Source organism: Nocardia nova NBRC 15556, assembly GCF_001613005.1.
Lineage (GTDB): Bacteria > Actinomycetota > Actinomycetes > Mycobacteriales > Mycobacteriaceae > Nocardia > Nocardia nova.
Map to the genome: position 1 here is coordinate 1 of NZ_BDBN01000029.1, position 14,532 is coordinate 14,532.

Annotated in this window: 13 protein-coding genes; 3 read left to right on the forward strand and 10 right to left on the reverse strand. The window is 68.6% G+C overall.

What is annotated here, in order from left to right; all coding sequences use genetic code 11:
- From pgk to NN2_RS12720, 7 genes are all read right to left on the reverse strand, one after another.
- A partial coding sequence (pgk, locus tag NN2_RS12690; RefSeq protein ID WP_082856950.1) for a phosphoglycerate kinase occupies positions 1 to 348 on the reverse strand: 348 nt, incomplete at its 3' end.
- A 4-nt stretch (positions 349 to 352) separates the two neighbouring features.
- Entirely contained in the window at positions 353 to 1,372 is a 1,020-nt protein-coding gene (gene gap, locus NN2_RS12695; RefSeq protein ID WP_030514032.1) for a type I glyceraldehyde-3-phosphate dehydrogenase, read from the reverse strand.
- 467 nt (positions 1,373 to 1,839) lie between these two features.
- On the reverse strand, positions 1,840 to 2,823 hold the full coding sequence (gene whiA, locus NN2_RS12700) for a DNA-binding protein WhiA (protein WP_030514031.1): 984 nt from the start codon (positions 2,821 to 2,823) through the stop codon (positions 1,840 to 1,842).
- On the reverse strand, positions 2,814 to 3,902 hold the full coding sequence (locus NN2_RS12705; protein WP_063013342.1) for a gluconeogenesis factor YvcK family protein: 1,089 nt from the start codon (positions 3,900 to 3,902) through the stop codon (positions 2,814 to 2,816). Before NN2_RS12705 ends, whiA begins: the two co-directional genes overlap by 10 nt.
- Positions 3,899 to 4,840, reverse strand: coding sequence for an RNase adapter RapZ (gene rapZ / locus NN2_RS12710; RefSeq protein WP_051042714.1), 942 nt, complete (start codon positions 4,838 to 4,840; stop codon positions 3,899 to 3,901). Before rapZ ends, NN2_RS12705 begins: the two co-directional genes overlap by 4 nt.
- Positions 4,841 to 4,944: 104 nt before the next feature.
- Positions 4,945 to 7,065: an excinuclease ABC subunit UvrC gene (uvrC, locus tag NN2_RS12715; RefSeq protein WP_063013345.1), complete on the reverse strand. Its 2,121-nt coding sequence runs from the start codon at positions 7,063 to 7,065 to the stop codon at positions 4,945 to 4,947.
- 86 nt (positions 7,066 to 7,151) lie between these two features.
- Positions 7,152 to 8,006, reverse strand: coding sequence for a LysR family transcriptional regulator (locus tag NN2_RS12720; protein WP_063013346.1), 855 nt, complete (start codon positions 8,004 to 8,006; stop codon positions 7,152 to 7,154).
- 71 nt (positions 8,007 to 8,077) lie between these two features.
- Between NN2_RS12720 and NN2_RS12725 the strand changes: the two genes are divergently transcribed.
- Entirely contained in the window at positions 8,078 to 9,118 is a 1,041-nt protein-coding gene (locus NN2_RS12725) for a bile acid:sodium symporter family protein (protein WP_082856951.1), read from the forward strand.
- Here NN2_RS12725 and NN2_RS12730 read toward each other — a convergent pair.
- Positions 9,096 to 10,385: a winged helix-turn-helix domain-containing protein gene (locus tag NN2_RS12730; protein ID WP_063013348.1), complete on the reverse strand. Its 1,290-nt coding sequence runs from the start codon at positions 10,383 to 10,385 to the stop codon at positions 9,096 to 9,098. The genes NN2_RS12725 and NN2_RS12730 overlap by 23 nt on opposite strands.
- A 126-nt stretch (positions 10,386 to 10,511) precedes the next feature.
- Between NN2_RS12730 and NN2_RS12735 the strand changes: the two genes are divergently transcribed.
- The gene (locus tag NN2_RS12735; protein WP_063013350.1) at positions 10,512 to 12,182 is read left to right on the forward strand and encodes an FAD-binding dehydrogenase; all 1,671 of its coding nucleotides are present in this window, start codon (positions 10,512 to 10,514) and stop codon (positions 12,180 to 12,182) included.
- Here NN2_RS12735 and NN2_RS12740 read toward each other — a convergent pair.
- Together NN2_RS12740 and NN2_RS12745 are read right to left on the reverse strand one after the other, a co-directional pair.
- Positions 12,179 to 12,769, reverse strand: coding sequence for a DUF6069 family protein (locus NN2_RS12740; RefSeq protein ID WP_063013352.1), 591 nt, complete (start codon positions 12,767 to 12,769; stop codon positions 12,179 to 12,181). The genes NN2_RS12735 and NN2_RS12740 overlap by 4 nt on opposite strands.
- Positions 12,770 to 12,906: 137 nt before the next feature.
- Positions 12,907 to 13,626, reverse strand: a complete 720-nt coding sequence (locus NN2_RS12745) for an oxygen-binding di-iron domain-containing protein (protein WP_063013354.1) — start codon at positions 13,624 to 13,626, stop codon at positions 12,907 to 12,909.
- Positions 13,627 to 13,795: 169 nt separating this feature from the next.
- On the opposite strand from NN2_RS12745, the gene NN2_RS12750 reads away from it, so the two are divergent.
- A complete protein-coding gene (locus NN2_RS12750) occupies positions 13,796 to 14,494 on the forward strand; it encodes a haloacid dehalogenase type II (RefSeq protein ID WP_063013416.1) in 699 nt (232 codons plus the stop codon).
- Positions 14,495 to 14,532: the final 38 nt, after the last annotated feature.

The following is a 14,532-nucleotide window of genomic DNA, read 5'->3' on the forward strand; positions in this document are numbered from 1 at the left end:
CAGCAGCACATCACCGTCGGTGAGGCCCTCGGACCGCGCGAGCGCGTCCTGGCCCACCACATCACCGGCGAGCTGTACGTTGCGGCCCAGCTCCTCGCTCAGCTTCGCGGCGACGGGCGCCAGCGACAGCTTCGGATCGGGTTCGCCCTTGGGGCGGCCCAGGTGGGCGGTGACGACGACCTTGGCACCGGCCTCGGCCAGCGTCTTGATCGTGGGCACCGAGGCGATGATCCGGCCCGGATCGGTGATCACGCCGTTGTCGAGGGGAACGTTCAGGTCGGAGCGCACGAGTACGCCCCGCCCCTCCACGCCCTCGGCAAGGAGATCCTGAAGGGTCTTGACTGCCATGGGTTTACAGCGACTTGCCGACGAGGCCGATCAGGTCGGCGAGACGGTTGGAGTAACCCCACTCGTTGTCGTACCACGACACGACCTTGACCTGGTCGTCGATGACCTTGGTCAGCGGCGCGTCGTAGATCGAGGAGTGCGGGTCGGTCACGATGTCGCTGGAGACGATCGGGTCGACGTTGTACTTCAGGATGCCCTTCAGCGGTCCCTCGGCGGCGGCCTTGTAGGCGGCGTTGATCTCGTCGATGCTCGCCGACTTGCGCAGCGTCGCGGTCAGGTCGGTGACCGAACCGGTCGGCACCGGCACGCGCAGCGCGTAGCCGTCCAGCTTGCCCTGCAGCTCCGGAAGCACCAGGCCGATGGCCTTCGCGGCGCCGGTGCCGGTGGGCACGATGTTCAGGGCGGCGGCGCGGGCGCGACGCAGGTCGCTGTGCGGGCCGTCCTGCAGGTTCTGGTCCTGCGTGTAGGCGTGGATCGTGGTCATCAGACCACGCTCGATGCCGAATTCGTCGTTGAGGACCTTGGCCAGCGGGCCGAGGCAGTTGGTGGTGCACGACGCGTTGGAGATGATGTTCTGGCTGCCGTCGTACTGGCTGTCGTTGACACCCATGACCACGGTCAGATCCTCACCCTTGGCGGGCGCGGAGATGATGACCTTCTTGGCGCCGGCGGCCAGGTGTCCCTTGGCCTTGGTGGCGTCGGTGAAGATGCCGGTCGACTCGACGACCACGTCGACACCCAGATCACCCCACGGCAGCGCGGACGGGCCCTCCTTGATGGCCAGTGCCTTGATCCGCTGGTCGCCGACCACGATGGTGTCGTCGCCGTCGAGCGAGACGTCCTGCGGCAGTCGGCCGAGGATCGAGTCGTACTTCAGCAGCGTGGCCAGGGTCGCGTTGTCGGTGAGGTCGTTGACCGCGACGATCTCGATATCGGTGGTGCCGAGCGCTTTCTGCGCCTCCACCGCCCGGAAGAAGTTACGTCCGATACGACCGAAGCCGTTGATGCCTACCCGGACAGTCACGTTATCGCTCCTCAGCTTTCAAGCGGATTCATTCCGATGCCAGACCACCCTAATGCCCGGCCATAACATCACGGACACGCCCCTGCCGCGACCTCACCGGCCCGACGCTGCGCCGGTGAGCGTGAGTTCACGCCTCTCGCACCGAACCGTGGCGGCCACGGCCGCCGGCCCTGCCCATTCGCGGCGGGGATACCCATCTGCCAGGGTTTTCACCTGTTCCGGCTCAGCTGTTTCGGTGCCGGTGGGTTCGGTAGCACGAGCCTATCGCACCGCGCTCGCCCGCGAAGGCGCCACGAACGCAGCTTGTGGACAACCACGAACCTGTGGGCAAACCGTCGCTCGTGCGGCACAAGGGGATTCGCGACCACGGCACCGCTCGATTCACCCTCGGACCGGGAAATCGGCCGAGGGACCGTCATCACGAGGACGGTCCCGGGCCGATGCCGATCACCCGGGACCGGTCCCGCTCACGCGTCTTCGAGCAGTTCGGCGGTGACGGCCGATTCGGTATCGGGAATGCCCAATTCCTTGGCGCGGCGATCGGCCATGGACAACAGGCGGCGAATACGCCCGGCGACGGCGTCCTTGGTCATGGGCGGGTCGGCCAGCTGCCCGAGTTCTTCCAGCGAGGCCTGGCGGTGCTGCACGCGCAACCGTCCCGCGGCGGCCAGATGATCGGGCACGTCCTCGCCGAGGATCTCGAGGGCGCGTTCCACGCGGGCCGCGGCGGCGACGGCGGCCCGGGCCGAGCGGCGCAGATTGGCGTCGTCGAAGTTGGCGAGACGGTTCGCGGTCGCGCGGACCTCCCGCCGCATCCGGCGTTCCTCCCAGGTCAGCCGCGTGTCCTGGGCGCCCATCCGGGTCAGTAGGGCACCGATGGCCTCCCCGTCACGGACCACGACGCGATCGGTGCCACGCACCTCGCGGGCCTTGGCCGAGATGCCCATCCGGCGGGCCGCGCCGACCAGGGCCAGTGCCGCCTCGGGGCCGGGGCAGCTCACCTCGAGCGCCGAAGAACGCCCGGGTTCGGTGAGCGAACCGTGGGCCAGGAAGGCCCCGCGCCAGGCCGCTTCCGAATCGCCGATGCTGCCGCCGACGACCTGCGCGGGCAGTCCGCGCACCGGGCGGCCGCGCACATCGAGCAATCCGGTCTGGCGGGCCAGCGCCTCGCCCTCCTTGGACACGCGCACGACATATCGGGAGGTCTTGCGCAAACCACCCGCGCCCAGCACGTGCACATCCGATCCGTAGCCGTAGAGCTCGAAGATCTCGCGCCGTAGTCGCCGCGCGATCGAGCCCATATCGACCTCGGCCTCGACGATCACCCGACCGCCGACGATGTGCAGGCCACCGGCGAACCGGAGTAGGGCCGACAGTTCCGCCTTGCGTGCACTCACCTGCGAGACGGACAGACGGCTCAACTCGTCTTTCACCTCGGCTGTCATCGCCACGAGACCCGCTCCTTTCCACCCAACACGGACCGCACCTGCTGGACCGGATGCCGTCCTTCGACTCGAAGCCCTGCCAATTCCGGCCGAGGTTGGCGGATCACCTGATCCAGTGCGGCGGCTAGCTTTCCAGGGTGGTGCCGGTCCGTCCCCGCCTCGGCGACATCAGCGAAGGTTACTCGTGCACGCAGCTGTTCGGCAGCTCTTGCCACATGTTCGCGCTCCCTACCCTCGGGTACGGAGCCGGAGTCCACCAGCACATGGTCGACAGCGAAATCCGGTGCGTGCTGGGACAATACATGCAGGTGCCGTTCGGCGGAGAATCCCGTGGTCTCTCCGGGCTCCGCCGCCAGGTTCAGGACCAGCACTTTCACCGCGTGCGTATCCATCAGCGCCTCCCGCAGATCCGGCACGAGCATGTGCGGAATGACGCTGGTGAACCACGATCCGGGGCCCAGCACCACCACGTCGGCGTGCTCGATCGCCGAGGTGGCCTCGGGGCTGGCCGGCGGGTCGGACGGGATCAGCCGGACCCGGCGCACCTTGCCCGGCGTGGTGGCCACCGCGACCTGGCCACGGATACACCGGCTGACCCGCGGGTCGGCCTCGAGGCCGGAGACGTCGGCCTCGATGGTCAGCGCGGTCGGCGACATCGGCAGCACCCGGCCGACGCAGCGCAGGATCGCGGCCATCTCGTCGAGCGCCGCGACCGGATCGCCGAGCACCTCGGCCAGCCCGGCCAGCACGAGGTTGCCGACCGAATGCCCGGCCAGCGCTCCGGTGCCGCCGAAGCGGTGCTGCGCGGTGCGCGCCCAGACCCCGTCGGGATCCTCGGCCAAGGCCGCCAGAGCCATGCGCAGATCACCCGGCGGCAGCATGCCCAGTTCGGCACGCAGCCGCCCGGACGATCCCCCGTCGTCGGCGACGGTCACGACCGCGGTGATGCGCTCGGTGAGCCGGCGGGCGGCGGTCAGGGTGGCGTAGAGACCGTGGCCGCCGCCCAGGGCCACCAGAGTGGGCTCTTCCGAATCGCCGGATTTTCCCGACGCGGAGGTGTCGTCGCTATGGTCCGCGTCGTTCATTCGCGCCCCAGATCCCGGTGGACCACGCGGACGACGTCGGTCGAGGCACTGTCGGGCCGGCCCAGCAGTTCACCCAGCTCTTCGGCGATCGCCACGCTGCGGTGCTTACCACCGGTACACCCCACTGCCACGGTCATATATCGCTTACCCTCCTGGCGGTAGCCGCTGGTGGTCAGGTCGACCAGATGGCGGCACGTATTCACATAGTCGTCGGCGCCGGGCCGTGACAATACGTACTCGCTGACCACGGCGTCCTGCCCGGTATGTTCCCGCAATTCCGGGATCCAATGCGGGTTCGGCAGAAATCGGACGTCGAAAACCATGTCCGCGTCCAGCGGAACACCGTATTTGAATCCGAACGATTGGATCGTCACCTGCAGGGCCGCGGGTGCGCCGCCGCCGTAGGCCTCCTCCAACTTGCGGTGCAACTGATGCACCGACAGCGCGGTCGTGTCGATCACCAGATCGGCGGCGGTCTTGACCTTCGACAGGGCCCGGCGTTCCGCGGCGATCCCGGCCGAGAGGGTGCCGTCGGCGCTCTCGCTCTGCAACGGGTGGCGGCGGCGGGCGAAGCCGAAGCGCCGGATCAGCACATCGTCGGAGGCCTCGAGGAACAACAGGCGGGTGCCGACCCCGTTGGCCCGCAGCTGATCGGTGACCCCGGACAGGTCGCCGGTGAAGAAGCGGCTGCGCACGTCCATGACCAGCGCGAGTTTGGTGATCGGCGGATCGGCGGCGGCACCGAGCTCGATCAGCCGGCCGATCAGTTCCGGCGGCAGATTGTCCGCGACATACCAGCCGAGGTCTTCGAGGACTCGGGCGGCGGTGCCGCGCCCGGCACCGGACAGGCCGGTGACGATGACGACCTCGACCGGATGCGCATCGGGCTGCGGCCGGATGCCGGTACTCGCGTTGGGGTTCGATTCGACGCTCGTCATGTCCTATCGGGTTCCGTCCGTGGCTGCCATTCGATCATCCTGCCCGCCCCGACCGGCCCCGGCGGAGCGCGCACCGCCGGCGAAACCGAGCCGTGACCGAGACGTCATTCGGAGTTGAGGGCCGCGAGCACGGCCTTGGCCGTCGCCACCCCGATACCGGGCACCTCCGTGATTTCCTCCACCGTAGCCTGCTTGAGTTTGGCCACCGATCCGAAGTGGGTCACCAGTGCGGTGCGGCGGGCTTCCCCCAGCCCCCGCACCGAATCCAGGGCCGACGCGGTCATCCGGCGCGAGCGTTTACTGCGATGGAAGGTGATGGCGAATCGGTGCGCCTCGTCACGCACGCGCTGCAGCAGGAACAGCGATTCGCTGGTGCGCGGCATGATCACCGGGTCGGACTCGCCCGGCACCCACACCTCCTCCAGGCGTTTGGCCAGCCCGATCACCGCGACGTCGGTGATGCCGAGTTCGTCGAGCACCTCCGCCGCGGCCGCCACCTGCGGGGCGCCGCCGTCGACGACGTACAGATTCGGCGGATAGGAGAATTTGCGCGGCCGCCCCGTGGCCGGATCGATGCCGGGCGGTAGATCCGCGGGTTCGGCCTCGGCGGTGGCGATCGCCGCGGCGCCGGCCTGCGGATGTGGAGCACCGGTTCCGCCCGCGTGCTCGGCCGCATCGGCCTCCGCCGTCGCCGCCGCACTGATTTCGTCGAGTTCCTTGCGCAGCCGATAGAACCGGCGCCGCGTGACCTCGGCGATGCTGGCCACGTCGTCGGAGCGGCCCTCACCCGCGGCCTCCTTGATCGTGTAGTGCCGATATTCCGATTTGCGCGGCAACCCGTCCTCGAACACCACCAGCGAGGCCACGACATCGGTGCCCTGCACGTGGCTGATGTCGACACATTCGATGCGCAGTGGTGCGCTGTCGAGGTCGAGGGCGTCCTGAATACCTTGCAGCGCGGCCGATCTCGCGGTCAGATCGCCGGCGCGCTTGAGTTTGTGCTGGGCCAGCGCCTCCTGCGCATTGCGTTGCACGGTCTCCATCAGCGCCTTCTTGTCGCCGCGCTGCGGCACCCGCAGCGCCACGGCCGAGCCGCGCAGCCCCGACAGCCAGCCCTGCACCTGCTCCGGATCGCCGGGCAGCTCCGGAACCAGGACCTCGCGCGGAACCGCGGTGGCGGGAGTCTCCGTATCGGTGTGCTCGGCGAAGGCGGCCTGTTCGCCGTAGAACTGGGTGACGAACTGTTCCACCAGCGCGGCCAGCTCACTCGGCCCCCGGGCACCCTGGTCGATCGGCGCGGCGCCCGCGGCGTCTTCGGTACCGGCCCAGTTCAGGTCGACGGCGTCGCCGGATTTGTCGACCACCCAGCCGCGCTGGCCACGCACCCGCCCGTCGCGCACGTGGAAGATCTGCACCGCGACCTCGAGTTCGTCGGAGGCGAAGGCGATCACGTCCGCGTCGGTGCCGGTGCCCAGCACGACCGCCTGCTTCTCCAGTGCGCGTTTGAGCGCGGCCACATCGTCGCGCAGGCGTGCGGCGGTCTCGAAGTCCAGATCCGCTGCGGCGGACTGCATTCGGCGTTCCAGCTCCCGCACCATGCGATCGGTGCGGCCGGACAGAAAGTCGCAGAAATCCTCGGCGATGCGGCGGTGCTCGTCGGCGTCGACCCGGCCGATACAGGGCGCCGAACATTTGTCGATGTAGCCGAGCAGGCACGGACGCCCGATCTGCCTGTGGCGCTTGAACACTCCGGCCGAACACGTCCGCACGGGGAACACCCGCAACAGCAGATCCACCGTCTCGCGGATGGCCCAGGCGTGGGCGTACGGCCCGAAATACCGCACGCCCTTCTTGCGAGCGCCCCGATAGACGAACACCCGCGGATATTCCTCGTTCATACTCACCGCGAGCATGGGGTAGGTCTTGTCGTCGCGGTAGCGCACGTTGAAGCGCGGATCGAATTCCTTGATCCAGTTGTACTCCAGCTGCAACGCCTCCACCTCGGTGGATACCACCGTCCACTCGACGCTCGCGGCGGTGGTCACCATCTGCCGGGTGCGCGGATGCAGCGAGGACACATCGGCAAAGTAGGAATTCAGGCGGCTGCGCAGACTCTTGGCCTTGCCGACATAGATCACCTGCCCGTAGGAATCCCGGAATTTGTAGACGCCGGGTTCGACGGGAATGGTGCCCGGTGCGGGCCGATAGGTCGCGGGATCTGCCACGGAACCAGGTTAACGACCGGCACCGACAGCGGATACGCGCCGTGACCGTGAACGGTGTGCGGCCGGTGACAGGCGCCGCGCGGTGGTCATCGGTGCATGCGGTGGGCGCCGGCGATGATCGCGTCGCAGAGCGCCTGTTCGGGTTCGGAGAGCCGGCTGTGCCGGCGCAGCAGCACGAACTCCAGCTCGCCCAGTTCCGGCAGCTTCTCGTCGTCGATCGCGAAAAGTCCTGGGGGAAGAAGGGTTTCGGCGTGCGCCACGACCCCCAGTCCGGCCAGCACCGCGGCCCGCAGGCCCAGCTGGCTGTCGCTGACGCAGGCGATCCGCCAGGTCCGTCCTTCCCGCTCGAGTGCGCGCAGTGCCACGTGGCGGGTCAGGCTCGGCGGCGGATAGGTCACCACGGGGACCGGGTCGACGATGTCGCCGACACCCGAACGCCCGGCCCACACCAGCCGGTCGCGCCACAGCAGTTCTCCGTGCCGCTCGCCCGGCAGCCGCTTGGCCACCATCAGATCCAGTTCGCCCGCCGCCATCCTCGTTTTGAGGTTCTCGCTGAGCCCGACGATCAGTTCCAGATCCACCCCCGGATGCGACCGCTGGAATTCCAGCAGGACGTCGGGCAGTTCGCGCGCGACCAGATCGTCGGAGGCGCCCAGCCGGATCAATCCGGTGAGCCGGGAATCGGAGAAGTAGCGGTCGGCCTCGGCCTGTGCGTCGAGGATGTTGCGCGCGAAACCGACCATCGCGGCACCATCGGCGGTCAGCGCCAGATTGCGGGTGTCGCGGCGGATCAGTTCGCGGCCGGCGGCCTGCTCGAGCCGGGCGATATGCCCGCTGACCGTGGACTGGCGCAGGCCCAGGATGCGGCCCGCCGCGGTGAACCCGCCGGCGCGTTCGACCGCCAGGAAGGTGCGCAGTAATTCCGGATCGAACACATTCATCACGTTACTCGTTCATAGATATCGCTTCCATCGACTTTGGCGATCAGTAATCGACGTCGTACCGTGGCGAGGTGACGTTGCTGGCCAAACTCCGTATCGACGGGTTCCTGCTGGGCTTGTTCGCGGCGATGGCGATCGGCCTGATCCTGCCCGCTCGCGGCGGCGCGGCCGACGTACTGGAGTGGGGCACCAAGGTAGCGATCGCGGTGTTGTTCCTGCTGTACGGCGCCCGGCTCGAACCGCGTGAGGCGCTCGCGGGCCTGCGGCACTGGCGGTTGCACACGACGGTGCTCGCCGCGACCTACATCCTGTTCCCGCTGCTCGGCCTGGCGATGCGACTGCTGGTCCCCTCTGTGCTCAGCGACGAGCTCTACACGGGAATGCTCTACCTGTGCCTGCTGCCCTCGACGGTGCAGTCCTCGATCGCGTTCACCGCCATCGCGCGCGGCAATGTCGCGGCCGCGGTGGTCAGCGCATCGGTGTCGAACCTGTTGGGCGTGTTCCTGACACCGCTGCTGGTGATGCTGCTGATGCAGACCACCGGCGACGCCACCGTCTCGCCGATGTCGATCGTGCAGATCGTGGTGCAACTGCTGCTGCCGTTCATCGCCGGTCAGCTGCTCCGGCCGAAGCTGCATCGCGTACTGGCGCACACCACCCTCACCAAGATCGTCGACCGCGGTTCGGTGTATCTGGTGGTCTACGCGGCGTTCAGCGCGGGCATGGTCGAACACGTCTGGCAGGGGCTGGCCGTGGGTCGTCTGCTGGCGGTCGTGGGTGTGGCGATCGTCCTGCTGGCGGTGGTGCTGGGCGTGACGGCGGGGGTGGCGCGGCTGTTCGGATTCGACCGGGCCGATCGCATCGTGGTGATCTTCTGCGGGTCCAAGAAGAGTCTGGCCACCGGCCTGCCGATGGCGACGGTCCTGTTCGCCGGACATCCGGTGGGCCTGATCGTGTTGCCGCTCATGATCTTCCACCAGATTCAGCTGATCACCTGCGCCGCGCTGGCCGGGCGGTGGGGGCGCGCGGCGGACGAGGCCGCGGCGGCCCGGACCGCGACCATCTCCCCCGATGCGGCGGTCCCCGGGATCACCCGGGCTCCGCGAACCTGACCCCGGCCGGCACCGAAACCCGTTCGCGGGCAGCCACCTCGACGGCCAGCGCCGCGGCCAGATCGCCGCGCTCGCCGACCACCACGGTCTCGAGCGCGAGCCACCCGGCCATCGCCTCCAGCTGCCGGGCCAGCTCGTGGGCGATGCGCGCGTGCGGCCGACCGGGTTCGGCGAAGGCGCCGAGCACGTGCAGCCGGCCGGTCGCACGGTCCGCGCGCAGATCCACCCGGGCCACCAGCTCGCCGTCGAGCAGGAACGGGAACACGTAATAGCCGTGCACCCGTTTGTGTTCCGGGGTGTAGATCTCGATCCGGTAGTGGAAATCGAACAGCCGCTCGGTGCGCGGCCGGAAGAAGATCAGCGGGTCGAACGGGCACAGCAGTGCGGCGCCCTCGACCCGCCGCGGGATCCGCGTCCCGGTACGCAGATAAGCCGGCTTGTCCCAGCCGTCCACCCGCACCGGCTCGAGCTCTCCCGCGTCGACCAGCTCGGCCAGCGCGGGTTCACATTGCCGCCGATGCAGCCGGTAGTAGTCGCGCAGATCGGTCTCGGTGGCCACACCCAAGGCCTCGGCGGCCCGGAGGACCAGTTCGCGCACCGCATCCGGTTCGTCGATGCGGCGGGCGACGACCTCGGGCGGCAGCACCCGCTCGGTGAGGTCGTAATGCCGCTGAAAACCCACGCGCTTGTCCACCGAGAGCTCCCCGGTGGCGAACAACATCTCGCACACCACCTTGGTGTCGCTGTGGTTCCAGCCCCAATGATCCTTGCGCCGAGGGCGATTCAACTCGAGCCGGCGTTCCACCTCCGCCGCGCTGCACGCGCCGACCTGGTCGATCACGCTCAGCACCCGCCCGGGCAGGTCGGGATGCTCGTCGAGCACCCGGCGCGCCCCACCCCAGCGGCCGTGGGCGTACCCGGCCATCCGCCATCGCAGCAGCGGCCAATCCTCCACCGGAATCAGCGCCGCCTCGTGTGCCCAGTACTCCACGAGCCGCCGCGGCCGCCGCGCGCTGTGATCCCATATCGCCTCGTCGAGCAGCGAACGATCGTATGCGCCGATCCGGGCGAACACCGGCGCGTAATGCGCGCGGACCACTGCGGCGACCGAATCCAATTGCAGCAGTTTGGTATTGCGGACGACTCCGAGCACCGCGCGGCGCGTCGACGGACCTCCCGCGCCGTCCGTCCGGTCGCGGTCGGTGGTGGCGAATCCCTGGGCGGCGAGTGCGGCCCGGCGGGCCGCGGCGGAGGTGATGGTGCGCACGCACCGAATCTGCCATGGGCCACCGACAGATATGGCGGAGCCGGGCTCGCGACGGCTCGAATCTGCTACCTTGAACACGTTCGATACACGAATGTATCCAAATCGCCCGAACGCGGAGGAGTACCTGTGGCGCCGTCACAACAGCCGGATGTCATCGTCGTCGGAGCCGGGCTGGCCGGACTGGTGGCCACCTATGAACTGACCCGGGCAGGACGGCGGGTACTGGTTCTCGACCAGGAGAATCGCAACAATCTCGGCGGGCAGGCCTTCTGGTCGCTGGGTGGACTGTTCCTCGTCGACAGTCCCGAGCAGCGACGCCTCGGCATCAAGGACTCCTTCGCGCTGGCCTGGCAGGACTGGCTGGGTTCGGCCGGATTCGATCGCGACGACGAAGACCACTGGGCGCGCCGGTGGGCACGCGCCTACGTCGAGTTCGCCGCCGGAGAAAAGCGTCGGTACCTGCACGATCTGGGGTTGCGGGTCACTCCCCTGGTCGGCTGGGCCGAGCGCGGCGGCGCCACCGCCGACGGGCACGGCAATTCGGTGCCGCGCTTCCACCTCACCTGGGGTACCGGCCCGGAGGTGCTGCGCGTCTTCCTGGAACCGGTACTGGCCGCCGAGCAGCGCGGGCTGGTGGAATTCGCGTTCCGGCACCGGGTCGACGATCTGATTGTGGAGGACGACGCGGTGGTGGGCGTGCGAGGTAGCGTCCTGGAACCGAGCGAACTGGACCGTGGCGTGGCCTCGTCGCGAACGACGGTGGGCGAGTTCGAATTCCGCGCCCCCGCGGTCCTGGTGTCCTCCGGCGGCATCGGCCACAACCACGAACTGATCCGGAAGAACTGGCCCACCGAACGGCTCGGCCCCTGCCCGCAGACCATGATCTCCGGCGTGCCCGCCCATGTCGACGGCCGCATGCTCGCGATCTCCGAATCGGCCGGCGGGCGAATCGTGAACCGCGACCGGATGTGGCACTACACCGAGGGCATTCACAACTGGGATCCGATCTGGCCCGATCACGCCATCCGCATCATTCCGGGCCCGTCGTCGTTGTGGTTCGACGCGAACGGAAAGCGTTTGCCCGCACCGTGTTTCCCCGGTTTCGACACCAATGCCACGATGAAGGCGATCCTGGACACCGGCTACGACTACTCGTGGTTCGTACTCACCCAGTCGATCATCGAGAAGGAATTCGCCCTCTCCGGTTCCGAGCAGAATCCCGACATCACCGGTAAGGACCTCAAACTCACGCTCAAGAGCCGCGCCGCCAAGGGCGCGCCCGGCCCGGTCGAGGCGTTCAAGCGGCACGGCGTGGACTTCGTGGTCGCCGACACCCTGCCCGAACTCGTGCGCGGCATGAACGAGATCGCGCGCGGCCCGCAACTGGAGGTCGCCGCGCTGGAACACCAGATCGTCGCCCGCGACCGCGAACTGGACAACAAATACAGCAAGGACGCGCAGCTGATGGCGATCGCCAACGCGCGTCGCTCACTCGGCGACAAACTGGGCCGGGTCGCGGCGCCGCATCGGATTCTCGATCCTTCACACGGTCCGCTGATCGCGGTACGGCTCAACGTGCTGACCCGCAAGACGCTGGGCGGCTTGCAGACCAATCTGGACTCGCAGGTGATCCGCTCCGACGGCTCCCCCTTCCCCGGCCTGTATGCCGCGGGTGAGGTCGCCGGCTTCGGCGGCGGCGGCGTCCACGGCTACAACGCCCTGGAAGGCACCTTCCTCGGCGGGTGCATCTTCTCCGGCCGCGCGGCCGGGCTCGCGATGGCCCGGCTGCCGCGTTAGGGCCGTTCCAGGCTCTTCGCCCCGACGGTGCGGGTCAGGCTGAAGATCGGCAGGCCGATCACCAGGTGTTCGATGGCGGTGGTCACTCCCACCCAGATGTCGCTGGACAGCGTCAGCGGGATGACCACCGCCGCGGCGATGAGGATCCCGACGATCCAGGCGAAGAACATATCCGGCGACGGCGTGCCCAGATGCAGCAGATACCAGAGCACGCCGGCGAGCAGGGCGCAGAAGAAGGCCACCACCGCGAACCAGTACCCCTGCTCAGCCATCGGGTTCCAGACCCCGAACTTGCCGCTCTCGGTGGCGCGGGTGGCGATGACGTCGATGATCCACGCGCACAGCCAGGCCGCCAGCGCGGTCACGATCGCGGTGGCGAGTACCCCGCCCGCGAACATGCCCACGTTGACCTCGGGCCGCCGCCGCGGCGCGGGCTGCTGCCCGCCCGGCGCCCGGTAGGGCTGATAAGCGGGATCCTGCTGGTAGTAAGCGGGATCCTGCCGGTAGGCGGGGTCCTGATAGCCGCCCGGCTGATAACCGCTTTCGTACCGCGTGGTGTGCTGCTCACGCGGATCCTGGGGATGCACCGCCGATCACCTCCGTCGAATGTGTGTGCCGAGTCTAGGGCCACACCCGCCGCTCGGCGCGCCTTCGGCATACCCGGTGTCGCGGTCGCGTACACCCGTGCGCGGCCTTCGGTCGTTCCGATCCGGTGCGGAACCGATCAGGCTGGAAGCAAGCGTCTCTCGTAATCCGCGGCCAGTGCCCGCAGTGCGGCGGCGCCGTCGCCGGCGAAGCTGGAGCCGTGCATCACCGCGAGCGTCGCCGGATTCAACTCCGCCAGTCGGTACAGGGCGGCCGGGACCGCGGGGCCCAGTGACGTGGCTCGGAAGACGTCCTCGGCGAGTACGGCCGGACCGACCACATCGGATTCGGTGAGTGCGGGCCCGTCGCCCACCTGGGTCATGAGATCACCGCAGAACAGCACGCCCGTGGTCTCCTCGTAGAGCACCCGCGACTCCCAGTTGTGCGGTGCGTGCGGAGTGTCGATGTGGCGGACGCGCCGCTCACCCAGTTCGATGACCTCACCGTCGGCCAGCGGGCGCGGCGGCCGGTCGGCCAGATCGTCGATCGACACCTGACAACCGAGAATTCCGTGCGCCACCTGCGCGTGCGGCGCGGCGGCCAGGAACAGATTCATCGCCCCGCATTCGTCGGCCTCGACGTGGCCGAAGGCGATCCAGCGCAGCCGTTCCACCGGCACGATCGCAGAGATCTGCTCGCTCACCAGCGGGAACAGCGCGCGCATGCCGCAATGGAACAGCAGCGGCTCCTCGTCGACGATCAGGAATTGGTTGAAGCTGAACCCGGTCGGCCCGACCTCGGGCACGAAGGTGGATATCCGGTAGATCCGATCGGCTATCTCATCGGTACGGGTCTGCATGATCTCGCTCCCATCCGAGGCTCGCGCACCGACGGCACCACTCTCCGCGGCGCGGACCCACGTCTCCGACGTCGACCCCCGGAACAAATGTTATCCAGATCACACGACGAGGGCGATCGCGCCGCCCGGCCGCGCGGCTCGCCGGACGACCGCCGCTACCATCGCGATCATGAACGACCGGCCGAAGGCGCTGCTGTTCGACGTGCAGGGCACCGCCACCGATTTTCACTCCACCGTGGTCGCGGCGGCTGCGGCGACGCTCGGGCAGCGCTATCCCGGCCGGGACTGGTCGGCGTTCGTGAACGATTGGCGCGCAGCGTATTTCCGCGGCACCGCCGCGGTCGGTGACCACTGGGTGAGTGTCGATTCGATCTATCGCGCGGCACTCGACGAACTCCTCACCGAGCGCGGTATGGATGCGCCCTCCGATGCCCGCGCCGAACTGAATTCCGCCTGGAAGCGCCTGGACCCGTGGCCGGACGCGGTGCCCGGCCTGACCCGGCTGCGACGCCGCTACACCCTCGCGACGTTGTCGAATGCCGACGTCGACGCGGTCGTCGGCATCACCCGGCACTGCGATTTCCCGTGGCACGCCGTGTTCACGGCCGAGATGGCAGGTGCGCACAAACCCGATCCCCGCACCTACCGCATGGCCGCGCACTATCTCGGCGCGCAGCCGGGCGAGATCATGATGGTCGCGAGCCACAAGTACGACATCCGGGCCGCGGCCGCCCTGGGCTTCCGCACCGCCTTCGTCGCGCGGCCGCTCGAGTTCGGCGATCCGGCCCTGGCCGACACCGCGTTCAGCGACGAATTCGATATCAACGCAACCGATTTCGAGGACCTGGCCGACCAGCTGGGATGCTGAACCACGGCGATCGAAGCCATCCGCCTGTGCCTTTGGGC